The organism is Affinundibacterium macrobrachii (assembly GCF_014652415.1).
Classification (GTDB): Bacteria; Pseudomonadota; Gammaproteobacteria; order Burkholderiales; family Burkholderiaceae_D; genus Undibacterium; species Undibacterium macrobrachii.
In genome coordinates, this window is the sequence record NZ_BMYT01000004.1 from 424,933 (window position 1) to 448,276 (window position 23,344).

General features: G+C 43.2%; 20 protein-coding genes. 12 read left to right on the top strand and 8 right to left on the bottom strand.

All coding sequences use genetic code 11. The features are described from left to right. Window positions 1-497: 497 nt before the first annotated feature. Both IE103_RS13895 and IE103_RS13900 read left to right on the top strand, forming a co-directional pair. Window positions 498-2,768 carry a M9 family metallopeptidase gene (locus IE103_RS13895; RefSeq protein ID WP_189346780.1) on the top strand — a complete coding sequence of 757 codons (2,271 nt, stop codon included), beginning with the start codon at window positions 498-500 and terminating at the stop codon, window positions 2,766-2,768. A gap of 274 nt (window positions 2,769-3,042) precedes the next feature. Further along, window positions 3,043-3,375 (top strand): energy transducer TonB, encoded by a 333-nt coding sequence (locus IE103_RS13900; RefSeq protein ID WP_189346714.1) that lies wholly within the window; start codon window positions 3,043-3,045, stop codon window positions 3,373-3,375. A gap of 127 nt (window positions 3,376-3,502) precedes the next feature. Here IE103_RS13900 and IE103_RS13905 read toward each other — a convergent pair whose 3' ends face one another. The 4 genes from IE103_RS13905 to IE103_RS13920 form a co-directional block, all read right to left on the bottom strand. Next, complete coding sequence (locus IE103_RS13905) at window positions 3,503-3,967, bottom strand: Mpo1 family 2-hydroxy fatty acid dioxygenase (RefSeq protein WP_189346715.1); 465 nt, start codon at window positions 3,965-3,967, stop codon at window positions 3,503-3,505. A gap of 100 nt (window positions 3,968-4,067) precedes the next feature. Next, window positions 4,068-5,402, bottom strand: a complete 1,335-nt coding sequence (locus IE103_RS13910) for a cyanophycinase (protein ID WP_189346716.1) — start codon at window positions 5,400-5,402, stop codon at window positions 4,068-4,070. A gap of 170 nt (window positions 5,403-5,572) precedes the next feature. Beyond that, the gene (locus IE103_RS13915; protein ID WP_189346717.1) at window positions 5,573-8,266 is read right to left on the bottom strand and encodes a TonB-dependent receptor plug domain-containing protein; all 2,694 of its coding nucleotides are present in this window, start codon (window positions 8,264-8,266) and stop codon (window positions 5,573-5,575) included. A 115-nt stretch (window positions 8,267-8,381) separates the two neighbouring features. Continuing rightward, window positions 8,382-9,335, bottom strand: a complete 954-nt coding sequence (locus tag IE103_RS13920) for a MurR/RpiR family transcriptional regulator (protein WP_189346718.1) — start codon at window positions 9,333-9,335, stop codon at window positions 8,382-8,384. Window positions 9,336-9,695: 360 nt separating this feature from the next. Here IE103_RS13920 and IE103_RS13925 point away from each other — a divergent pair, with 360 nt between their 5' ends. Together IE103_RS13925 and IE103_RS13930 are read left to right on the top strand one after the other, a co-directional pair. Continuing rightward, a complete protein-coding gene (locus IE103_RS13925) occupies window positions 9,696-10,841 on the top strand; it encodes a succinylglutamate desuccinylase/aspartoacylase family protein (RefSeq protein WP_189346719.1) in 1,146 nt (381 codons plus the stop codon). 43 nt (window positions 10,842-10,884) lie between these two features. Beyond that, the gene (locus IE103_RS13930; RefSeq protein WP_189346720.1) at window positions 10,885-12,276 is read left to right on the top strand and encodes a YfcC family protein; all 1,392 of its coding nucleotides are present in this window, start codon (window positions 10,885-10,887) and stop codon (window positions 12,274-12,276) included. A gap of 282 nt (window positions 12,277-12,558) precedes the next feature. Here the strand turns inward: IE103_RS13930 and lexA are convergent, their stop codons facing one another. Beyond that, the gene (gene lexA / locus IE103_RS13935) at window positions 12,559-13,212 is read right to left on the bottom strand and encodes a transcriptional repressor LexA (protein ID WP_189346721.1); all 654 of its coding nucleotides are present in this window, start codon (window positions 13,210-13,212) and stop codon (window positions 12,559-12,561) included. A 300-nt stretch (window positions 13,213-13,512) separates the two neighbouring features. Between lexA and rpsF the strand changes: the two genes are divergently transcribed. From rpsF to IE103_RS13970, 7 genes are all read left to right on the top strand, one after another. Next, a complete protein-coding gene (gene rpsF, locus IE103_RS13940; protein ID WP_186917837.1) occupies window positions 13,513-13,881 on the top strand; it encodes a 30S ribosomal protein S6 in 369 nt (122 codons plus the stop codon). 42 nt (window positions 13,882-13,923) lie between these two features. Next, entirely contained in the window at window positions 13,924-14,238 is a 315-nt protein-coding gene (priB, locus tag IE103_RS13945) for a primosomal replication protein N (RefSeq protein WP_189346722.1), read from the top strand. A 9-nt stretch (window positions 14,239-14,247) separates the two neighbouring features. After that, complete coding sequence (gene rpsR, locus IE103_RS13950) at window positions 14,248-14,532, top strand: 30S ribosomal protein S18 (RefSeq protein WP_186889822.1); 285 nt, start codon at window positions 14,248-14,250, stop codon at window positions 14,530-14,532. A gap of 37 nt (window positions 14,533-14,569) precedes the next feature. After that, window positions 14,570-15,022, top strand: a complete 453-nt coding sequence (rplI, locus tag IE103_RS13955; protein ID WP_189346723.1) for a 50S ribosomal protein L9 — start codon at window positions 14,570-14,572, stop codon at window positions 15,020-15,022. 179 nt (window positions 15,023-15,201) lie between these two features. Further along, window positions 15,202-16,590, top strand: coding sequence for a replicative DNA helicase (locus IE103_RS13960; RefSeq protein ID WP_373295247.1), 1,389 nt, complete (start codon window positions 15,202-15,204; stop codon window positions 16,588-16,590). 127 nt (window positions 16,591-16,717) lie between these two features. Then, window positions 16,718-17,344, top strand: a complete 627-nt coding sequence (locus IE103_RS13965) for a DUF47 domain-containing protein (protein WP_189346725.1) — start codon at window positions 16,718-16,720, stop codon at window positions 17,342-17,344. A 71-nt stretch (window positions 17,345-17,415) separates the two neighbouring features. Continuing rightward, window positions 17,416-18,426: an inorganic phosphate transporter gene (locus IE103_RS13970; RefSeq protein ID WP_189346726.1), complete on the top strand. Its 1,011-nt coding sequence runs from the start codon at window positions 17,416-17,418 to the stop codon at window positions 18,424-18,426. Window positions 18,427-18,519: 93 nt separating this feature from the next. On the opposite strand, the gene IE103_RS13975 is transcribed toward IE103_RS13970, so the two are convergent. Further along, window positions 18,520-19,278 (bottom strand): LytR/AlgR family response regulator transcription factor, encoded by a 759-nt coding sequence (locus tag IE103_RS13975; RefSeq protein WP_189346727.1) that lies wholly within the window; start codon window positions 19,276-19,278, stop codon window positions 18,520-18,522. Window positions 19,279-19,311: 33 nt separating this feature from the next. Beyond that, entirely contained in the window at window positions 19,312-20,634 is a 1,323-nt protein-coding gene (locus IE103_RS13980; protein WP_189346728.1) for a sensor histidine kinase, read from the bottom strand. On the opposite strand from IE103_RS13980, the gene IE103_RS18560 reads away from it, so the two are divergent. Next, a complete protein-coding gene (locus IE103_RS18560) occupies window positions 20,633-20,758 on the top strand; it encodes a hypothetical protein (protein WP_268248979.1) in 126 nt (41 codons plus the stop codon). The genes IE103_RS13980 and IE103_RS18560 overlap by 2 nt on opposite strands. Window positions 20,759-20,921: 163 nt before the next feature. On the opposite strand, the gene IE103_RS13985 is transcribed toward IE103_RS18560, so the two are convergent. Further along, on the bottom strand, window positions 20,922-23,150 hold the full coding sequence (locus IE103_RS13985) for a bifunctional diguanylate cyclase/phosphodiesterase (RefSeq protein ID WP_229827290.1): 2,229 nt from the start codon (window positions 23,148-23,150) through the stop codon (window positions 20,922-20,924). Between the last annotated feature and the right edge of the window lie 194 nt (window positions 23,151-23,344).

A 23,344-nucleotide genomic window follows, 5' to 3' on the forward strand; every position in this document is an offset into this window, starting at 1 on the left:
AGCTTTTCCACGATTCCTATCTGCGTAGCTTGATATATTCTGGCTTAGCCTAGGATGTGATTTCAAGTTACTTTAAACCGTAAATAGGCTAATCAGAATTGCTGCATGGAATAAATTCATTTTTTTACCACACCATGCAAAATTTAAATATATTTATATGTTTTAAATTTACTTAAAATTTGGATTTATTCCGTTCTGCAGATATTTTCTCTGTTTTTGTGAATGGCAAGATAAATTCGCAATTCAAATAAAATATATCATTGATATTTGTTAAATATATTTATAGGATGACTTTGTCTTTGGATCTTTGACTGATCTCTTCGGGAGGGGAGTTAGCCAGCACGATCTGACTTAGGACTCATGTTAGACACATGAATCCTAAAAAAGACAGACGGATGATTGCGTGTATGCGCAGCGCATACGTCAAAAGTTTGGTTTGATGATGTTGCTTGTGTAAACGTCAAACCACCCATAACTAAAATATATAGGAGTCAATGATGTCATATTTACGAGTATCCATTCTTGCTGCTGGTTTGCTTGCAGCGAGTAGTAGTTGTTTAAGTTCAGCGGCGATACAGGATCATGCCCACGATCATCAAAAGAGAAAGCAAGCGCCAAGGCCAATGCAGCGCGTTGAGTTACCGCCTAGTGTTGAACAAACGAAGTTCAATTTACCAATTAGTAAAAGTGATAAGCAAAAACTTTTCAACAAATCAAGCCGCCAGAGTAAAACGCTGATACAAGCAGATAGTGCCAGCATGGCAGTAGCTACGCCGGACTGTAAAGATATGAACAAGCTTGCAAGCTACAGAGGTGCAGCTTTGGCGGACTATCTAGTGAACTTGCCAGATTATGAGTGTACTTATGGCTTATTTTCGTTATCGCCGTCACAAGCTGCAACGGTCTATTCTGCTTCGAATTTGAACACGATTGTTAATCGTTTTAGCCAAGAGGCGAGTGCATATAACGCAAGCAATATTCGTTTGGTGAATTTAGCACTTTATTTGCGAGCAAGTTTTTACTTGGCAAGTGGAAACGTTATCCCTAAGCCGGCAAGTAGTGTGGTCACTAGCTTGCGTACGCCGATTCAGCAACTGGTTAATGGCAGCGCGCTCTATCAATCAAATACTGCAGGTTCGACTACTGCTGGTGAAGTAATGAAGTTAATTACTAACTTGAACGATGAAGTCTTCTATTTACCGAGTATGAAGACGGTGATCGAACGATTTACTAACACAGCGTCAAACCCGAATGCAGCGAGTGCCTTATTGCAAGATTCCGCCGCAGGTGCATTGACTGGTGCCTTGACTGTGTTTTTCTATGCACATTCACGTCCAGATGTGGGTACTACGATGTTAAACCCTGTCTATTCGAACGCATTGAATAGTTTTGTAGTCAATAATAAATCCGCGTTATTGAATTCCTCCGCAGCCTATCAACTAAAAGATACTGAGAATGAAGCATTTCGCTTTATGCAGTATCCGTCGCTGTTAGCAAACATTAAACCCATGGTCAAATATCAATTATCAACGTCTAGTATGACAGGCGTTGATAGCGATTTGTGGCTTAATGCGGCGGTGGCAGTTGATTATTACGATAGCGCCAATTGTGCTGAATATGGCACTTGCGGTTATAAGACTCAACTGGCGAATGCGGTATTAAAAACCAGTTATACCTGTAGCCCAACCATTAAGATTCGTGCGCAGGATATGACAAGTGCACAACTGCAAGACTCATGCAATATCTTAGCCGCTGAAGAAAATTATTTTCACAATATGTTGTTGACTAATCGTACGCCAGTAGCGAATGACAACAATAAGTCGCTGGAACTAGTTGTCTTTGATGATTACGCTAACTATAACAAGTATGCGGGTGCGATTTATGATATCGCAACCGACAATGGTGGCATGTATTTAGAAGGTGATCCAGCAGATATCAACAATCAAGCCCGATTTATCGCGCACGAGGCCTCATGGTTGCGTCCTACTTTTACCGTGTGGAATCTTGAACATGAGTATGTTCACTATCTTGATGGGCGATTCAATTTATATGGCGATTTTAGTCAGAGTATTGCTAAACCAACTGTGTGGTGGATAGAGGGATTGGGAGAATATCTTTCCTACAAAAATAACTACCAAGCAGCAATTGATGCGGCGAAAACGGGAACTTACAAGTTAAGCACCATATTAGGAAATACTTATTCAATGTCCGATTATGTCACGCGCGCATATCGTTGGGGCTATATGGCAGTGCGTTTTATGAATGAAAGGCACCGTAGTGATATCGATGCAATACTACCGAAATTACGCAGTGGCGATTATGCGGGATACCAGAATCATATCAACGCAATTGGTACGCGATATGACGCAGAATTTGCATCATGGGTACAAACGGCTACTGTCAATGGTGAACCGCCGATGCCAACGCCACCAGTCGTTACTTTACCTGCATGTTCATCAAATTCTCAATTGGGTAAAAATTGTTCCATTCGTAACTTGTCATCAAGTACGCAAGCATACGTTTACATCATGTTGCCGACTGGGGCAAAAAACTTAAAATTATTTACCAATGGTGGCACTGGAGACGTCGATCTCTATGTAAAAAAGGCGGCTTACCCAAGCACCAGCTCCTATGATGCAGCGTCATTGAAGGCGGGAAATAATGAGAGCGTATTTTTTGCCACCCCGAGTTCAGGAACTTGGTATTACATTGTGTTGAAAGCGAAGCAAGCTTTCACTGGAGTGAATATAAATGCCAGTTACGACTAGGTTTCAGCATTTACTCATCGCTACGCTTCCCTAGTGCGTGATGATTTTGCCGGATGAGTTTGATCGCTTGTCCGGTTTTTTTATGATTGATGTGATATCAAACAAGAGAATATATTTACTGTTGACATTAAAAACTGATGAAATTTTGTGCAAAGCTATTGCTCTGCGGGAAAACTTTCTTTAGAATGTCGCCTGTTTCCATGTGGCAATGATTGTTTAATTTCTTGATCAAGTCGTCATGGGTTTCTCTTAATTTATTTCCGGTGATTCGACTATGAAAAAAATCGTATTAGCAGTTGCTTTGTTCAGTTCCGTGTTGGCAGTCAATGCTGCAGAAGTTCCTATGGTAGAAAAACAGACTTGCGAAAAAGCTGTTTATCCTAAATCTTCTTTGATGAACGAAGAAACTGGTACGGTTATGTTGTCCGTTCTAGTTGGTGCAGATGGTAACGTAGTTGATTCAAAAGTTGATCAATCAAGTGGTTCAAAAGCACTTGATAAAGCTGCGGTGAAAATTTACGCTTCATGCAAATTTAAGCCAGCGACAAAAGACGGTAAGGCGCAACAAGCTTGGGCAAAATTAGAGCACGTTTGGAGCTTGTCATAATCTCCTTGGCTATAAACGAACCTAAGTAACTGAGTAGAACATTGCTTTCCTTAGTGTAGTTTATACTGTTGTTAATGATAAAGAGACCGCGTTAATAGACGCGGTTTTTTTTATGTTTAATATCAACTTAGTAGGGGAGCTTCCAGCGACGATAAAGAAAGCTGATTACAAATAAAGGGCCGATTAAGAGAAAGCGTAAGTCTTCAAAAAATGATGGTTTTTTTCCTTCAATTTTGTGGCCAATGAATTGAAAAATCCAAGCTATAACAAAAGCGATCAAGGCAACTTGTAAAATAATTTGTTGCGGCAGATACCATAAAATGACTAGCATAGCTGCAGCCATTACACTCATGCCTATCGCAAATCCAAGCGACAGGCTGAAATAATAAGTTAAGGCAATCACAGTCATCGCAAGCGCTAAAGCTGGATGTAAGCTCCAAAATAATGCAAGTACTGTCCACATAATCACGGGAACACAAATGAAGTGTATGACTTCATTTTTAGGATGCTGATGACTTTCCGCGTATCGACTAAGTAGTTGTTCTACTTTTCTTTGTGGTTGATTTATCAGAGTTGATTGTGCTGTCTCCATAGTATCCTCCTAATGAATAAGTCAATTAGGTTAGAATAAATTTGTCATGAACGGTATTTTGACTCACTTCAATTACATGGAAAACAACAGAGTGATTCTTCTAATTTTTGTCAGCGTTCAGCATTTTTTTTTGTGAGTCTAATCGGTGGTAAAGGGGTGTCGCCATTTGTACTGGTTGGATCTCTAAATCAAGATTGATTAAGGTAAAGGCTTCCGCTCCTGAGTTACTGGAGAAATAAGCGCGACTGTCGGTCTTTTTTCTTAAAACGAATTCAAAACCTAATTGCCCTTTGGCGTCGAGTGGATCGCCAAATGCTAATCCTTTGGCATGGCTTTGTTTGCTTTCCATCAGTTGTGACATTGATTCGACAATCACAGTGTTGGCTAAAATATTTGGTTGAAAATTTGGCGCTTGGTCTGTATCTTCAGACTGCGGTGTAGTGATTAATTGCTTATCGCTAGCTGGAGATATTTTCTTTGTTGCGATATTAAATTGATCTCCATGCGAAAGATAGGAAATTTGCGCATTTTGAAGATTGAATTCTGTGTTGCTCGAATCTGTTTTTGCGGAGCTTAAATCTAAAAGTATTGCTCCTTTGTAACCGATGATTTCTACTTCATTTTGTTGTTTTACCAGCAATGCGGTATTTTCGTCGATTCCCATCCCTAACAAGTAAGATTTTTTTAGCATGGCGGGTAGCATGCGGGCAAATCGCCCACGAATAATTAAATGTTGGTCGATAAAAACTTGCTCACCAATAAAGCCTAGTCCATCCGTAATTTCATCACCTTCAGTGACACCTTGTTTTAGTGTTGTGAGCACACTTTTTGCGTTATTGAACATGGTTGTACTCATGATCGCGGCACCAGCACTGGTTCCGGCGACAACACCACCTTGGCGATAAATCGACCAGATTGCTTTTAACATTAAGCTTGCGTGTCCATGTTGATCGAGCAAAGCGCGCGTGATTTTTGATTGATCACCGCCGCTAAAATAGACGGCTTGTGCTTGCTCAATTTGCGCTATCCAGTAGGGGTTTTTTTGAATTTGCTCGGTTGTTTTATTTGGATCTGTTTCCGCATAGCGTGCAGAGAGTGGCACTATGAAGCTATTGGCACCGTGTGCATTTAAGACCGACTCGGCAAATTCCGCTGCACGTTGTGGGTTACCGGACGCCGCTGGAATAATCGCAATTCGGCTGCCTTTGCCGCCGGCTTGCTTAACAATTGTTTCCCATACCACTGCATTATCTGCGCGTAAGGCACCGCCGATAATCACCAGCGAGCCTTTCACTTTTTGGGTTGAGATATCCGTATGAATTGTATTGTTCGCAAAGACTTGGTCGTTAAATAGAAATGCTTGGATCGCAAACATAAACTTGGTTAGCGCATTACGAGTGAAACGCATGGGAATAGACAATTTAAACATCATCATAAATTTGAATGAATTAATTTCGCTTGATACACAAGTTTGTATAAGAGGTAAAAAAAGGGATAGCGATTCTAAAATCGCTATCCCAAATGCGGGAGAATTTCCGCACAAGAAATCAGTGATTTTCCTGATTGAGAGACCGATGAAAATGGGTCTTTCAATTACTGGGAAAATTACTTAAACGCGTAATTCAAGCGAATGTAGAAAGCACGTCCACGTGGATCTACATAGGTTGAATCAAAGCCTGCAAAATAAGTCAAAGTCTGGTTTGAAAATGGTGGCTTCGTATTCAAAATATTCAAAATACCGCCAGTAATCTTCAAATCTTTGAAACCGTAGTATCCAGATTGAAGATCCCACAAGCTATAGGATGCAACCGTTGGGCGCTTACCATTCGGATCTAATTGTTGATCTTCATGATGCAACTGGAAGCTGTTGGCGATAGTGAAGCCCCAATTGCCGATATCCCAATCTGCGCTCAAACGATGACGCCATTTTGGTGTCACATATTCAAAGCCCCATTTACCCAAGTTATCGAATACTTTTGAGTTGGCAGAAAATTGTTGTTCGCTCTTTGTCATTAAGGTACCAGAGAGGCGAGTCGTCAATTTACCAAAATCGTTGAACTTGGTGCGATAAGCAAAATTTAAATCAATACCACTCTTTGTTTCTTTACCTTGATTTTGCGCTGTCAATGCCCAATTCGTAATGTAGCCATCGCTATCGCGAGTGATGGATTTTTCAACGAATTCCGGATCGGTATCAATTAAAGTTTCAGGGGCAAATTTGATAACATCTGTTTTACGCACACTCCAAAAATCAACCGCAGCAGAAAAGGCTGCTAATGGTTCCCAGACAAAACCCATCGAAAATTGCTTCGACTTCTCTGGTTTTAGGTTGGGATTGCCAGCTTCCGTCGTTGGAATTTGATCGCTAAAGCATTGTGAGTTGTACTTTGCACAGCCGATGCTATCGAAGTACAAACCGCCCGTCGAAGTTTCGACCGCGGATGGATCTAAATCCTTCATGGTAGGTGCTCGGAAACCAGTGCCGAAAGAAACACGGAATAAGAAATCTTTACTTGGTTGGTAACGCAATGCCAATTTGGGATTGGTTGAGCTACCGATATTTCCGCCGTAAGCATCATGACGTAAAGCCATCTGCGCATTCAATTCTTTCGTCAACGGAACATCGAATTCAGCGAAGATCGCTTTCACATCGCGTGATTCAGAAACGCGTCTTGATTTAGATGTGGAATAGATCGTTCCAGCCAAAATTTCGTCAGAAGAATTGTCTTCCAATTTTTCACGACGGAATTCTATACCGGTCGCCATTCCTACTGCACCAGCATCTAGCTGTGCGATTTCACGTGTGAAACGTGCATCAAACACATCGGTTGTGGATTTGCCTTTGCGTCCGTCGATATTGCGTTCGGCTGCATCTAGTAATGCTTGTCCCTCGGCATTTTGCGCACCAAACGGGTTGATCTTACCAGTTTTGAAAGCTGCCAATAGCAAGGCTTTATCGTAGTAGCCATTCGTGAGTGTTTGGGTATTCTCTGATACGGAATGTGCGTAGGCCGTGTTGTAATCCCAGCCAGCGATCACGCCTTCTGCTCCTAGCAACAGACGTTGCTGTTCGGATTCTTGTCCATTAGTACGCGCTCCACCCGGCGTCATTCGCATGCGCACATTGAAAGGTTTGCCATCTGTCGCTACCGTTTGACCAGCTGAATTAACATACGTTTTTGGATAGAACGGGCCACCTGCAGGATAAGTCCAAGCGCTACTGCTGGTCCCTTGGTTTCCATTCACGCCAGTTGGGGATAAACGGTATTTCGCATCATTTCTGGATGCGGTAAATTCTGCGATGAATGTGTGATCCGCGTTGATCGCAAAACTTCCGCGTGTGACCAAATTCGTTTTTTGCGATTCGGGATAGACGTCTGCTGCAGCTTGGTAGTCGAAGCGACAAGCTCCATTGATCAGAATACTTGACGGCGGGGCGCAATCAGGTGCGCTTGGATTGCCGAGATATCGTTTTCCTGAAACCGAGTAAATGCCAGCTGGGAAAGTGTTTGCTGAAGTGAAATTGTCCGGATAGCCGCGTGCTTCTAGTGGACGCCAAGCGCTGACCGCGAAGTCACGTTGTGCGGTACGTAATTGATCATTTTTTTTGTGCTGTAAACTAGCGAAGATGTTGTAACCTTCGCTGGCAAGATTGCCAAATCCAGCCAGCAAGCTAAGCGATTTGTCGCCACCACCACCTTCATGGGTCCACATACCGCTGACGCTGGTTTCGACACCGTTAAAATCTTTACGTGTGATGAAGTTAATTACACCACCCACTGCATCCGCCCCGTACACCGCAGAAGCACCGTCTTTTAAGACTTCAACGCGGTCTATCGCTGACAATGGAATCGAGTTCAGATCGGTACCTTCGCCACCAAAAGCAAATGCTGCCATGCGTCGCCCATTCAACAAAACTAAGGTTGACGAGACTCCAAGTCCGCGCAAATTGGCGCCAGACAGACCACTTGATCCTGGCTTATCGCTAATACTTGCGGATTCTTGGGTGTAGCCTGTATTGGCCGTCAAGGTGCTGAGTAATTGTTCTGCAGTCGTGGCGCCTGTTTTTGCGATTTCCACACGACTGATGACCTGTACTGGCAACGCGGTTTCGGCATTGATACGTTTGATAGATGAGCCTGTGATCTCTACTTTTTGTACGGCGACATCGACAGTTTGAGCTTGCGCCATCGCGTTGTCATTAGTCACACTCAGGACTGCCATGACCGCTAATGCTGACCAGGTTGCAGAGGTGAGTTTTTTCGGTACCACGTTCCATTCTGCTTGTTGACGCTTCATTTCTTTGTGCTCCTCAGTTTTAAAAAAATTGTGCCTAAAATTTGACAAAAAAGCGCTCCCTATCGAGCACTGTTTCAAGTGCTCGTTCTGAGTTTGAAATTCGGTGGGAGATGGACTACTTTTTCGTCTTGCGACTTTCCAGTTGCGTGGTTCTTGAGGTGTTATCGTTATTGTGTAAATAGCCTGAGAGCGCTTCAGTTAGCCTAATTGCTTTCTCGACGTTTTTCTTGTTCGATACCATCATGCTACTAACTAATGCTTCGATGACGGCGGTCGCGGCACTGGAACTACTTGCCAATACAGCGTGGTTGCTGGGTGCTAATAGTAAATAATCGCCAAGCTGGGCGATTGGTGATGCGGATGAATCTGTAATAGCGACGATGCAAGTCGAATGTTGACGTGCGAATTCCGTTAGGCGTATTACATCTAAGGCATAACGAGGAAATGAAATGACGATTAGAACATCTTTCTCTGTAATGTTTGCCAAATTGCCTGCGGCAACTTCGGTACCACCATAGGTAACGACCTCGACCACCCGATTGCAGTAAGGCTGTAGGTGCAGTGCCAGCATACCCGCTAAGTGCGAGCTGATCCCAAAGCCCATGATATACACTGTTCCGGCTTTTGCGAGGCGAGTAATGACTTGATCGATTTGCGCGTCATTTATGCCTTGACTTGCCGCATTAATATTCGCAAGCGCAGATTGCAAACTTGCGTCCATCGGAGAACTGACACTTTTGCGACCTTCAATTGTGTTACGCAACTTTTCAACTGGTGAAAAAATTTCTTGTACAGTTTCTGCAATCTTGTTCTTCAAGGCCGCATAGTTGGCGAAATTGAGATCGCGTGCGAATCGACTAATCGTTGCGGTGGAAACTTCGCATTGTTCCGCCATATCTTCAATTCCCAATGCGGTTACTTTCACCTGATTGCGTAGCAAATAATCCGCAATGCGCCTGTAAGATGAAGAGCCTTCTTTTAGCTGCGTCATCAGAGCTTCACCTAGGATCGATTTCGCAAAGATCAGATCGGGTGAACTTGATTCGGTTGGTGCAATGTTTTTTTTCATTTTCTTGATTCTGAAAAAATCTGAACAATCGGTATGGCTGCACTTTAGAACGAATCAAAAATTTTTTCAATACTTATTGTCAGATTTTTTTCATAAAGATAGAATGTGTAAAAAATCAGACATAAAATTCTTCTCGCCTTTGCTGTCGATATTTTTTAGTTGCCTTAAAAATAGACTATCAATGGCCTATGTTGAAAATGATCGCGTAATCGAAAGTAAAAGTCTGAGGTGAGCTTGTAGGAAGAAGGGCGCTGCGGTTGCTAGTTGCACGATGTATTGATTGTCGTACCTGCCTTATCCAAGCGTTTTGCGTTCATTGAATAAATAAGATTGACATTGAAAAAGAGAGAGTACAGAACCATGCGAATTGAACATCATCCTTTGCCAGCGATTAGTACAGGCACTAATCGGCAGGTCACTAGTATGCATTTTGGGCGAGATAAGCATCTCGATAACAAGGAGAAAACTGAAAACAAGAAAAAAGTATATATTCAATCTTCTCTGCACGCGGATGAAATTCCGGGCATGTTAGTCTGCCATTACCTGAGACAAAGTTTGCTTGAATTGGAGCGAGCGGGGGCAATTGACGGCGAAATTGTTTTGATTCCAGTCGCAAATCCGATTGGCTTGGCGCAGGATATTCAAGGAAGTGCTTTCGGTAGATTTGATCTTGCGACTGGCATTAACTTCAATCGATCGTATCAATACTTGACCCCTGAGCTAACGAAAAGACTGACGGGACGTTTGGGGCCAAATGTAAACACAAATACCGCCTTGATTCGTGAAGAAGCACTTGCCATACTGGCGCAGTGGCAACCAACAAATGAAGCATCTGCACTTAAAAAGATTTTGCAAAGTCTGGCGATTGACGCTGATATTGTGCTGGATCTGCATTGTGATAATCAAGCAGTCATGCATCTTTATACAGGAACTCCTTTTGCTGAAGCGACGATGCCTTTAGCATGCTATTTAGGCGCGCGCGCCTTGCTGTTGTCTGTACTATCTGGTGACGATCCATTCGATGAATCCTGCTCCCGTCATTGGTGGGAACTTGCGCAGCAATTTGGGGCAGCAACACCTATCGCTTTGGGTTGTCACGCAATCACCGTTGAATTGCGCGGTGAGAGTGATTTGGTACATGAGTCAGCAAAACACGATGCGAATGGCATCATACAATTTTTAATTCAAGCAGGTCATATTCAGGGGGGAAGTGATCCTCTGCCACAGGCGCTTTGTCAGGCAACACCGCTTGAAGGCTCTGAGCCTATCACTGCATCACATGCAGGAGCTTTGGTGTTTACGAAAAATATTGGAGACTTTGTTGCTGCGGGCGAATCAATTGGTGATGTGGTTGATCCAATTAGTGGCACTGTAACGCCATTGATTTCGAGCGTCGCAGGCGTCCTTTACGCGCGAGTCGCGCGACGTTATGCGCAACACGGCATGCGAGTCGCAAAAATAGCGGGTGCATTTGCCTATCGTAGCGGTAATTTGTTGTCGATGTAAATCATCGGGAGCGAAGCTTGAAAATGAAATTCGGAGACTTAGCATGTTAAAAAAAATCAGAATGCCCAATACCTTCGTGCTGCTGTTTGCACTGTTGGCGATACTCGCGATTTCAACTTGGTTTGTCCCAGGTGGAAAATATGAGACGCAAATGGTCAATGGCAAAACAGTGATTGATCCCAACTCGTTTCATTATGTTGCCAGTAATCCGCAGGGATTTGTCGATTTGATGATGTCACCGATTAAGGGCTTTGTGGAAGCTGCCTTGATTATCGGATTTGTGTTAATTGTTGGTGGAGCGTTTTCTGTTTTACAAAAAACGCAAGCGATCGATTCTATGATCAAATCAGTCGCGCAAGCACACACGCGCTCACACTTAGTGCGTGTGATGATTATTCCTGTATTTGTGACCCTGTTTTCATTAGGAGGAGCGACATTTGGGATGGCCGAGGAGGCAATTCCTTTCGTGATGATATTTATCCCTTTGGCCTTGGCTTTGGGGTATGACTCGATTGTCGGTGTATCGATTCCATTTGTCGGTTCACAAGTGGGATTTGCAGCGGCATTTTTAAATCCATTCAACGTTGGTATTGCGCAGGGCATTGCTGGTGTTCCCGTGTTTTCTGGTATTGGATTTCGTCTGATTGTATGGGCCTTGGCGACGGCATTGACGATCGCTTTCTTGACGTGGTACGCCGCGCGCATTAAGAAAAATCCTATGTTGTCACCGACTTATGCGATCGACCAAGAACGTCGCGTTCAGAAACAAGATGATGAATTGGCTAGCTTTAAGGGCGTGACTATGACGCACAAAGCGGTATTGCTGATGTTTGCGTTGACACTGGGTGTAATGGTGTTCGGTGTGGTGAAATACGCTTGGTTTATCAATGAAATTGCAGCTCTATTTTTGGTGATGGCGATCGTGGTCGGCATAGTTGGACGCTTGAGCACAGATGAGTTTGTAGAAGCGTTCATTCAAGGTGCCAAAGATTTAATCACGACCGCACTAGTAATCGCGCTAGCACGTGGTACCGTGATTTTGGCGCGTGATGCACATGTCATCGACACCATGTTGTTTCATTTGACACCGCTGGTGCAAGCGGAAAATTCAGTGTTTGCCGCGCATAAAATGTTTGTGATTCAGACTGTGATTAATTTCTTTATTCACTCAGGGAGCGGGCAGGCGGCCTTGACCATGCCTATCATGGCACCCCTTGCTGATTTAGTCGGGGTGTCGCGTCAAACTGCGGTGTTGGCCTTTCAATTTGGTGAATTTACTACGCCAATGATCCCGACATCGGGCATTACAGTTGGTGTGTTGGCTTTGGCGCGTATTCCTTGGATAAGCTGGGCAAAGTGGATGATCCCTTTGCAATTGATTTATTTTGTTTTGGCTTTAGTTATGTTAGCGATTGCCTGTCAAGTGAATTGGTAAGTTTTAACTTGAAACGCGCTACTTAAATTTGAAGGCGTCAACTCAATTTTCTCTAGCGAAAGGTAGTGTGTGAAAAAGCCTGTAGCGTGAAATCATGACTCCAATGGAATAGAAAAAATGCGACATACCAAGTTGTTTTGGTATGCCGCATTATTATTGATGGTGAAGAAATTAGTCGCAGGTTTAAAATTAATTCATTGAACAAACTTTTGATTAATTTTGATTTAACTTGGAGCGTCTACTAGTCTATTGTCATTCAGCATTGCTATTGAACTACGCAGCTTACCAACTGCGCATCAAACCTACGGCTAATCCTTCGAGTGCAAAATCTTGCTCAGTCTCATTGACAAAAATCGTTGAGAAGTCGGGGTTTTCCGGATGCAACTCGATACCTGTTGCAGTTTTTACATAGCGCTTCACTGTAACGTCATCGCCAATGCGTGCAACGACGATTTGCCCGTTGCGTGCGGTGTCAGTTTTCTTTACGGCGAGTAAGTCGCCATCCATGATGCCAATGTCGCGCATCGATAAACCACGAACACGTAACAAGAAATCAGGTTTCGCTGAGAACAGAGAAGGATCTACTTGATACGTTGACTCCACATGCTCCGTTGCTAAAATCGGAGATCCTGCGGCGACTCTACCAACCAGTGGTAAGCTCAATTGCATCAGTGCAGGGTGTGGTAGTGGCAACTGCTGATTGGGCATCGCTCCAGTTAGCTCTGAGTCCAACAAACGAATGCCGCGTGATGTGCCTGCAGCTATTTCAATCACACCTTTTCTGGCCAAGGCTTGGAGGTGCTCTTCCGCAGCATTGGTTGATCGGAACCCTAATTCATTTGCAATTTCGGCACGGGTCGGTGGAAACCCCGTATTTTGAATGGCATCTTTAATTAGATTAAGAATTTGTTCTTGGCGAGCGGTTAGCTTGAGCATATGAATTCCAATTAAGCTGTATATATAAGCAGACTGTATTTTTATACAGTACGTCATCGAATGCAAGTGATTTTGCATTTTTTCTGCATATGCAGCGCTTAGTTGAGTGAGAAATTGGCGGAATTCGTGATTTTCAACACAAATGCGTGCCGAATGTCGCGATTTTTATGTGAGTTGTGGGCAGTAATGTAAGCCGGACTTGATTGTGATGCAAAAGTGCGTTATTATCGTCGGCTGTCCTCTTCCTGCACTCGTCTTGACGCCGAGGCAGGCTATATTTTTTGTCCACAAGGAGAAATTATGCGTCATTATGAAATCGTATTTATCGTACATCCCGATCAAAGCGAGCAAGTGCCTGCAATGATCGAACGTTACAAAGCTACTGTAACAACACGTGGTGGCCAAGTTCACCGTGTTGAAGATTGGGGCCGTCGTCAATTGGCTTACATGATTCAAAAATTGGCTAAAGCTCACTATGTTTGCATGAACATTGAGTGCGACGCTGAAACTTTGCTCGAATTGGAAACAGCATTCAAATTTAATGATGCGGTTTTGCGTCACTTGACAGTGAAAATGAAAAAAGCAGAAACAGCTCCTTCTCCAATGATGAAGTCTGTGCAGAAAGAAGATTCTGCTAAGGCACAACGCGTAGAAGCGCCAGCAGCTTAATAATTTTGACCAAGAGCGTGTTAGGACTGTAAATATAAACTTGTGAATCAACTGAAAGTCGTTGCCACCGTAGTCGAGAAATCGGTGTTGCGTTATACCCCAGCGGGGATTCCTATCGCAACAGCTACTTTGGTACATGATTCTAAGCAAGAGCAAGCAGGCGGCCAGCGCCAAGTTGAGTTTGAAATCCCAGCGATTGCAGCAGGTGAAATTTCAAAACGATTCTTGGATATAGAGTTAGGTGCAGCAATGGTATTTACAGGATTCTTGGCGCGTAAGAACCGCAACAGCAAAAGTATCGTTTTTCATGTGACTGAATTTGAAGTCGCAAAAAACGAAACAAATTTACTAGATTAGGAGCCAAAAATGGCATTCGGTAAAAAATTTGATAAAAGCAAATTGAAACAAAAGCGTCAGCAACAAAATCCTTTGTTCAAGCGTAAAAAATTCTGCCGCTTCTCAGCAGGTCATGTAGCTGCAGTTGACTACAAAGACATCGATACATTGAAAGATTTCATCCAAGAAAACGGCAAAATTATGCCTGCACGTTTGACTGGTACTAAGGCTTTGTATCAACGTCAAGTTGACACAGCAGTGAAGCGCGCACGCTATTTAGCGTTGTTGCCATACACTGATTTGCACACAGCGTAATTCATCGAATAACGCAGATAGAAATTAGGAGAAAAAAATGCAAGTTATTTTGATGGATAAAGTCGTTAATCTCGGCAACTTGGGTGATGTAGTTCGTGTTAAAGATGGTTACGCTCGTAACTTCTTGATCCCACAACGTATCGCTCGTCGTGCAACTGCAGCAGCGATCGCTGAATTCGAAGCGAAACGCGCTGAGTTGGAAAAAGCAGCAGCTGCGAAATTGGCTGAAGCGCAAGCGCAAGGCGAAAAATTGAACGGTTTGACAGTTCAAATTTCTCAAAAAGCCGGTGTTGATGGTCGTTTGTTCGGTTCCGTAACAAACTTCGACATTGCTGAAGCGTTGACAAAACAAGGTTTCGCAGTTGAAAAAGCGCAAGTGCGTTTGCCAACTGGTCCTTTGAAAGCAACTGGCGACCATTCTGTTTCTGTGGCGTTGCACACAGACGTAGTAGTGGACGTAATCGTTGCAGTTTTGGGCGAGCAAGCGTAATTCGTTCTCTTTGAGAGCAAAAAAGAAGCCGGGTTTTCCCGGCTTTTTTTATGGGTAGATTGGCATTATTAAAAGAGCTTGTGTATCTAGTATCGGCTCGAAAGAATCACTATTTTGAATGCGATGAATGCCACACTTCTTCTATTTTTGCGTTCGAATAAAAAGGTATAATGCACACCATGAAACAAGCACCTGATCCTCAGCTAGACTCACTCCGTGTTCCACCTCATTCCATCGAAGCAGAGCAATCTGTCTTGGGTGGCTTGCTGCTGGATAATGCAGCATGGGACAGGATCGCGGACTTTATCGGTGAAGAGGATTTCTATCGATTCGACCATCGTTTAATTTTTCAAGCGATTGTTAAACTGATTAACTCTTCTCGACCAGCTGACGTTATTACCGTTTTTGATTTTCTCAATGCAGCAGGAAAAGCTGATGATGCAGGCGGATTAACTTACCTGAATGCCTTAGCCCAAAACACTCCATCTGCGGCAAATATTCGTCGTTATGCCGAGATTGTTCGAGATCGCGGTGTGTTGCGTAAGTTGATTACAGCCGCCGATGAAATTGCCGGACAAGCTTTGAATCCGCAAGGTAAAGAAGTCAAGCAAATGCTGGATGAAGCGGAAGCGAAGATTTTTGCGATTGCTGAAGAGGGCGCGCGTGGCGCTCAAGGCTTTCAGGCGATTCAACCTTTGCTCACGCAAGTTGTTGAACGTATTGATGAATTATACAACCGCGATCACACCAGTGATATTACGGGGGTACCGACTGGATTTGTCGATCTGGATCGTATGACTTCTGGTTTGCAGCCAGGGGATTTAATTATTGTTGCAGGTCGTCCATCGATGGGTAAGACCGCATTTTCGATCAATATTGGTGAGAATGTAGCGATTGATAGTGGCTTGCCAGTCGCCGTGTTTTCCATGGAGATGGGCGGCGCTCAGTTAGCTATGCGTATGTTGGGTTCGGTTGGTAAGTTGGATCAACATCGATTGCGTACCGGACGATTAATTGATGAAGACTGGCCACGTCTGACTTATGCCATTCAAAAAATGAATGAAGCGCAGTTTTACATCGATGAGACACCAGCATTAAGTTCGATTGAATTACGTGCTCGTTCGCGTCGTTTGTCACGCCAGTGTGGCAAGTTAGGTCTAATTATTATCGATTACTTGCAGTTGATGGCAGGTAATTCAGGCGGTGAGAATCGTGCGACCGAGATTTCCGAGATTTCTCGAAGTATGAAAGGTTTGGCGAAAGAATTGGGTTGTCCAGTCATTGCTTTGTCGCAGCTAAACCGCTCATTGGAACAACGCCCCAATAAGCGTCCTGTTATGTCAGATTTGCGTGAATCAGGTGCGATTGAGCAGGATGCTGACGTTATTTTGTTTATTTATCGCGATCAAGTTTATAACCCCGATTCTCCAGATAAAGGCACTGCTGAGATCATTATTGGTAAGCAACGTAATGGCCCGATTGGCAGTGTCCGTCTAAGCTTCTTGGGAGAATATACCAAGTTCGATAATTACATTGGTTCCTTATCGATTTATGGTGATAATGAGTAATTTGTTTTCATGTTTTCATGTTTTTATGTAGTAATTAGCAGTAACCACTAAGTCAGATGATCTCGGTAATCGGTAAAGCGGTATATCGAGACTTAATATAAAAATTTTCTATTTTCAGGGAAATAACATGTTCGGACGATTAATGCCCACAGAGGGTAAATTTTTTGATCTCTTCAATCAACACGCAGATTTATGTGTGAAAGGTTCGAAAGAGATGGTCGCGTTGATGACCAATTTTGACGATTTGGAAATTCGTGTACATGCGATTGAAGGTATCGAGAAACAAGCTGACACCGTTACCTACACTGCAATTGAATTGTTGCACAAGACGTTTATTACGCCGATCGATCGCGATGATATTCACAAATTGATCACCAAGATGGATGACATTTTGGATTTGTTGGAAGATGCGGCGCAGACAATTTCTCTTTACGATATTCGTGAAATCACACCAGAAGCACAACGTTTAGCAGAGCTGTGCTTGGCATGTTCACTAAAAGTGAAGGATGCGGTTGGTCTATTGCATAACATGGATAACTCACGTCAAATTTTGACAATTTGCGAAGAAATTGATCGTTTGGAGTCTGACGCAGATCACGTGATGCGTGCTGCGATGTCGAAGTTGTTCCGTGATGAACCAGATGTACGTAACTTGATCAAGCTTAAGGCGATCTATGAGATTTTAGAAACCGTCACGGATCGTTGCGAAGATGTGGCGAACATCATTGAAGGCATTATTGTTGAAAACGCATAAATACTTGCCCTTTAATCTGTTTGTCTTTTGCATTGTCTAATCGATGATGCGTAAAAAGAAAGTTCACATCTATGGAAACTTTAAATCCGACTTTGACGGTCATCATTATATTGGTGATCCTCGCATTGCTTTTTGATTTTATGAATGGTTTTCACGACGCCGCAAATGCGATTGCGACCGTCGTGTCTACTGGTGTATTAAAGCCAGGTCAAGCTGTGGCAATGGCAGCGCTATTCAACGTGTTAGCTTTTTTTGTGTTCAGTTTATCCGTCGCTAAAACGATAGGTAAGGGAACAATTGAGCCATCGGTAATCGATCACTATGTCATTTTTGGTGCTCTGATTGGTGCTTTGTTTTGGAACCTTGTCACTTGGTATTTTGGTATTCCATCCTCTTCTTCCCACGCTTTGATTGGTGGCTTGATTGGTGCTGCGGTCGCAAAAGGTGGTACTGACACTTTGATCGCGAGTGGTTTGTACAAAATCATCTCATTCATCGTATTGTCACCTCTTTTGGGGTTTGTACTTGGGTCACTAATGATGCTCATTGTGTCGTGGCTTTTTGTGAAATCAACGCCAAATAAGGTTGATAAGTGGTTCCGTCGTTTGCAATTGGTTTCCGCTTCCGTGTTTAGTCTTGGTCATGGCGGCAATGATGCGCAGAAAACCATGGCGATTATTTGGATGTTGTTAATTGCGACTGGTTATTCCAATGCGTCTGATGCAGCGCCTCCGGCATGGGTTGTTTACTCCTGCTATGCAGCGATTGGTTTCGGTACTTTGTTTGGTGGTTGGCGTATCGTCAAAACTATGGGACAGAAAATTACCAAATTAAAACCTGTTGGTGGTTTTTGTGCAGAAACTGGTGGTGCAGCAACCTTAATTTTTGCAACGATTTTTGGTATCCCTGTATCGACAACGCACACCATTACCGGCGCGATTGTTGGGGTTGGTTCGGCGCAAAAAATGTCCGCAGTTCGATGGGGTGTTGCGGGTAACATTGTTTGGGCTTGGATTTTGACGATTCCAGCTTCTGCCTTTGTGGCAGCGATTGCTTGGTGGGTGGGTACAAAAATTTTGTAATCTGTCAGCTTGAAAAAAAATCCCAGATATGTCTGGGATTTTTTATTTTTTTTGCCTTTGAATTGACGTTAATATCTTTGACTATGAGATCGACTACATTTGTTTAAACAAATGGACGAAACTACGACTCACTTCGAGTTTTTCAGTCAAACCTTTTATCTGCACTAAGTGTCTACCACGCATATCTCTAACTACGCCAGAAATCGCTTTTGAGTTGACAAGGGTTGACCGATGAATTTGCCAAAATAAATGTGGATCAAGTTCTTCCGCTAAATCGCGCACTGGTTTACGGATTAAGGCCTCATAACTTGCAGTTTGAACGCGCGTGTATTTTTCATCCGATTGAAAAAATAGAATATCTTCGACTGGAATGAGTCGTAATTCTTGGCCAATAGAAGCTTGTATCCATTGCAGATAATTCGGTTTGGGCGCAATCCCTAACTGTTTAGCAAGTTGCGCCAGCATATTGCTCATATCATTTGGCTCTGCTGCTGTATTTAAGCGTACTTTTAGGCGTTCCACTGTTTTGCTCAAGCGCTCGGTATCTGCGGGCTTTAAGACATAATCGACAGCACCTTGTTCAAACGCTTCAACTGCATATTGATCATAAGCGGTAATGAAAACGATGTGCGCTTTTGTGCCGATTTCTTTCGCTGCTTCTAAGCCTGTTTTTGCAGGCATGCGAATATCTAAAAATGCGAGATCGGGTTTGTGAGTCTCGATTAATTGGATGGCTTCCTCGCCATTTTTTGCCTCATCTAGAATTTCTAGTTCGGGCCATACTTGTTGCAAGCGCAGACGCAATTGGTCGCGCATCAATCTCTCATCATCAGCAATAATCGCAGTAGGCATGTTTTTCTCTTTCTTCGTCTATCTTATCAATGGTTATTTCGCAATTTCGTAAGGAAGCTCTATGGTAACGCAGACACCACTAGGCTTGTTAGGAGAAATAATCATTTGTGCTTTATCTTTATAAATTAATTTAAGTCGCTCACGAATATTTTGTAAGCCTAAGCCAGTACCGTTACTTGGTGCCGCGCCGAAACCTAAACCATCATCGGTCACGCTAACGCGCAATTTATCTTGAATTAATTCTGCACGGAATTGCAGAGTACCACCTTCAGCTTTGACTTCTAAACCATGTTTGATAGCGTTCTCGACGAGGGACTGCAACATCATAGGCGGGAAACTCGCTTTTCTCAATTCTTCAGGCATGATGAAGTCGATATTCAGGCGCTCTTCCATGCGCATTTTCAGTAATTCTAAGTAGGATTTGACCATGTCAGCTTCGCGGCCTAGATTTGTTTTTGCTGCGTTTTCGCGCATTTGTGGCAATACGGCTCTTAAATACGCGATCAAACTACGTTGCATTTTTGCGGCACGTGGCGGATCGGTTTCAATTAAGAACTCGACGGAAGCGAGCGTGTTAAATAAGAAATGCGGCTCAACTTGCGCTTGCATCATTTGCATCTGCGCTTCACTTACTTGACGTAGTAGGGATTCACGTTCAGCTGTGGCGTTTGCTTCTTTGGCCTTTTCTTCTGCACGTACTTTGCCGCCTAGTAAAGCCTTCATGCCGAATAAGCCAAATACGAGTAGCAGCACGAAATTTTGAAACCAGCGTGATGATTTAGTTTTCTCTTCATCGGTCGCTTCGGCAGCGGCGTCCGCAGCTGCGCGTTCCATTTCTGCGCGAATTTCTCTCGCTAATTCTTTCGGTAACTTGATGTGGACATCATCTTTGCCAAACGTAATTCCGGGTAGTTCTGAGTTTTGCTTGGTCTCTGGTAAATCACTAACCGCTGATTCAATTTTAGAAGCGACTTTTTCTTGGTTTTCATCGATGATTTGCCAACCAGATCCATCAATTTCCACACGTTTGTCACTACCAATCTTTTCTGGTGCTTTGATTCGGATACCCGTGTTGTCAATCTCAATTTTTTTGTCATCTATGGTGACGCTATTGTTTGATGCAGCATTCTTTGAAGCTGTTTTCTTTTGTACTTTTTTAACTTGTTTAGGTTCGTCGGGGGAGAAAAAAGTATTTTGAATAATATCTGCAGAAGCAAGCAATAACACTGCGAAGAGAAAAAACTTCCACCAAGAGAGTTTGCTTACCCAGGTCGCTGTTTTGTCGAAGGCAAAATTTAGCCAAGTCAAGGTATTACGTGTGACTAGTTTGATGGTTTCTATTGTTTTGGGATCCATGTTGGCTAACGATGATTGGTTGAAATTGGCGCTGCACGCATTCACTAGAACCGAAGTGGGCGATATCTATATTTGTACTTTATCGGAATGCTTAAGCGAAGGTGCGCAAAATGCGATGATCTGACAAATCACGGGTATAGAACGAGAATATCGATCAACTTTATTTGCCGAGGCATTAGATCGATTTTCTTGGATTGATCTATGTTGCTATGAATTGATAAATGCGTTTTAGTAACAGTCACATTCTCATGTATCTGTAATGTGAATCGACTCGTCTAATTTAAGCATTATTTACTGGCAAGCCAATTGCGTAGATCTTCTTTGGTCAGTGGTCGCGCATACAAATAACCTTGCGCTAAATGGCAGCCAAAAGACATTAGGGTATCAGCTTGATGTTCAGTTTCTACGCCCTCGGCAATGACTTTAATGTTTAAACTTTGACTAAGTTGTACGATCATCTTAGCAATATTGCCTTCGCCAGACTTGCTGCCGATTTCATTCACAAACGCACGATCAATTTTGAGTTTGTCGACATTCAGTTTCTGTAAGTGACTGAGCGAAGAAAAACCAGTACCAAAGTCATCAATAGAGACTTGTGCACCGAGTTGTTTAATTTGATGTAGCGTTTGAATCAGCAAGGCTGGATCTGTCATTGCCATTGACTCGGTGATTTCCAATTCAACGCAATGTGCCGGTGCTTTGGTGTCGGCCAGTGCGCGTTTTAAACTGTCGAGGAAAAGTGGATGAGAGAATTGTGCTTGTGATACATTCACCGCCATTTTGAATTCGGTGAAACCGAGCTTATGTAATTCCATTAACTCGAAACATGCACTACGCAAGACCCATTCACCGATATCGACAATTAATCCAGAATATTCTGCAATTGGAATAAATTGATCCGGTGGTACAAATTGACCATCTTCGGTTTTCCAGCGCAATAAAGCTTCAGCGCCAACTGCGCGCTCTGTGCGCATATCAATTTGTGGTTGGTACACGACGAACAGACGTTCATTTTCAAATGCAGCACGAAGCGCATGCATCATGCGTACACGTTCGCGAATCTCAACACCCATATCGACAGTGAAATAGCTGAACGATGATCGTTGATGCGATTTCGCGCGTTTCAGTGCAATATTCGTATCCTTTAACGCATCTGAGCTACCACCATCGTAATTGCCAAGACGTACCAAGCCGATTGTTGACGAGAGTTGAACTTCTTGTTGATCAACGTTGAATGGCAACTGAAAGACGTTTGAAATATTTTCTGGATAAACTAGGTTTTCATGGCCGAGCAGGGCAAAGGTGTCGCCGCCGACTCTGGCTAAATGGCAGGCTGCGCCAAAATGATCTAATAAGCGTTTCGCAACAGCGCACAGCAACATATCACCAAATTGATGACCTAAAGCATCGTTGGTTTCTGCGAAATGGTCGATGTCGATTAAACACAAGACACTCTTGTCTCGATTCGATGCAGTCAATGTATCGGTTAATGTTTGCAGTAATTTGAGGCGATTGGCTAAGCCAGTCAGCGGATCAAAATAGGCATATTTATGCAGACGAGATGTGAGCATGACATTGTTGAGTCCGACTGTCACATTGCTACAAAAAACGTCAAGTAGGCGCTTTTCTAAATCGTTAATCGGTGTTTGTAAGTAAACCGCGATATTTCTTTGTCCCACGTTTTCAAAAAACAATACGGTTGCATCTGCGCCAAAAATATTCTTTTTGTTGGTGATGCTTTCTTGAAGTGTTTGGTGCAATTCTTGCTGCTGAATTCGCCCGATTTTTTGCTCAATGCCATTGGCAAAACTGTGGCTGCCAGCGATGATTGTAAAGTCAAGCGCACCTGTTTCTGCATCGCTATCATCTGAACTGCAAATTAAGCCTTCAACTTTTCTACCGAATAAGATATTGAGTTGTTGCAACACGCTGGAGGCGAAATTTTGCAATCCTTTTTGCGACATCAGCTCAGTGCTGGCGTTAACAATGAGCTCTAATCCGCGCTGATTTGCGGTGATCGCACAAATTTGTTCGTAAGAGCGAATTGCTGAGGTGACCGTGGTGTAGAGTTTTGTTCTTGTGAGTTCAGATTTGGTTTTGTAGTCATTGATGTCGTAGTCGCGAATCGCATCGATTTCTGGCGCATAGCCAGGTTGACCAGTGCGTAAGATAATGCGGACATCATGCATGCCTAAAGTCTTTCGAACATAGTTGACTAAATTCAGACCTGCATCTTCTTTCTCCATCACGACATCAAGCAAAATAACGGCGATGTTCGATTCTTGCGCCAAAATTTGTCTTGCTTCTGATGCAGAGTAGGCGTGTAAAAAACTAAGAGAGCGGTTTTGGATTTCAAGATTGCCAAGCGCGAACATCGTGGCAGAGTGCACATCTGGATCGTCGTCGATAATCATGACACGCCAACTTGGCAAAGGAGTATTCATGTCGTTTAAGTGCTCGGCACTTAACTCGTCCATGAATATTAGCGCATCGTCATTCGCATGCATTTCGCTCATCTTTGTTTATGCTCCCTGGCGGTGACATCTCGTCTTTTAAATTATTTTATAACTGCATCATTTAGCCATGATGAGTGTTGCTCCAGTATAAAACAACTAGTGCAAAATAAAGTGTTGGTTTGGTGCAAATGTACTGTTTAAATTTAATTTTTCTATTAAACGATCATGCGGGCTTAGTCTTATCTCTGAAGAAT

Coding starts and splice junctions, on each gene's coding strand:
- IE103_RS13925 (WP_189346719.1), top strand. CDS start 9,696: ATGCGAATTGAACATCATCCTTTGCCAGCGATTAGTACAGGCACTAAT.
- IE103_RS13930 (WP_189346720.1), top strand. CDS start 10,885: ATGTTAAAAAAAATCAGAATGCCCAATACCTTCGTGCTGCTGTTTGCA.
- IE103_RS13910 (WP_189346716.1), bottom strand. CDS start 5,402: ATGATGATGTTTAAATTGTCTATTCCCATGCGTTTCACTCGTAATGCG.
- IE103_RS13920 (WP_189346718.1), bottom strand. CDS start 9,335: ATGAAAAAAAACATTGCACCAACCGAATCAAGTTCACCCGATCTGATC.
- rplI (WP_189346723.1), top strand. CDS start 14,570: ATGCAAGTTATTTTGATGGATAAAGTCGTTAATCTCGGCAACTTGGGT.
- lexA (WP_189346721.1), bottom strand. CDS start 13,212: ATGCTCAAGCTAACCGCTCGCCAAGAACAAATTCTTAATCTAATTAAA.
- IE103_RS13980 (WP_189346728.1), bottom strand. CDS start 20,634: ATGGATCCCAAAACAATAGAAACCATCAAACTAGTCACACGTAATACC.
- IE103_RS13960 (WP_373295247.1), top strand. CDS start 15,202: ATGAAACAAGCACCTGATCCTCAGCTAGACTCACTCCGTGTTCCACCT.
- IE103_RS13985 (WP_229827290.1), bottom strand. CDS start 23,150: ATGAGCGAAATGCATGCGAATGACGATGCGCTAATATTCATGGACGAG.
- IE103_RS13905 (WP_189346715.1), bottom strand. CDS start 3,967: ATGGAGACAGCACAATCAACTCTGATAAATCAACCACAAAGAAAAGTA.
- IE103_RS13970 (WP_189346726.1), top strand. CDS start 17,416: ATGGAAACTTTAAATCCGACTTTGACGGTCATCATTATATTGGTGATC.
- IE103_RS13965 (WP_189346725.1), top strand. CDS start 16,718: ATGTTCGGACGATTAATGCCCACAGAGGGTAAATTTTTTGATCTCTTC.
- IE103_RS13915 (WP_189346717.1), bottom strand. CDS start 8,266: ATGAAGCGTCAACAAGCAGAATGGAACGTGGTACCGAAAAAACTCACC.
- IE103_RS13895 (WP_189346780.1), top strand. CDS start 498: ATGTCATATTTACGAGTATCCATTCTTGCTGCTGGTTTGCTTGCAGCG.
- rpsR (WP_186889822.1), top strand. CDS start 14,248: ATGGCATTCGGTAAAAAATTTGATAAAAGCAAATTGAAACAAAAGCGT.
- IE103_RS18560 (WP_268248979.1), top strand. CDS start 20,633: ATGTTGGCTAACGATGATTGGTTGAAATTGGCGCTGCACGCATTCACT.
- rpsF (WP_186917837.1), top strand. CDS start 13,513: ATGCGTCATTATGAAATCGTATTTATCGTACATCCCGATCAAAGCGAG.
- IE103_RS13975 (WP_189346727.1), bottom strand. CDS start 19,278: ATGCCTACTGCGATTATTGCTGATGATGAGAGATTGATGCGCGACCAA.
- IE103_RS13900 (WP_189346714.1), top strand. CDS start 3,043: ATGAAAAAAATCGTATTAGCAGTTGCTTTGTTCAGTTCCGTGTTGGCA.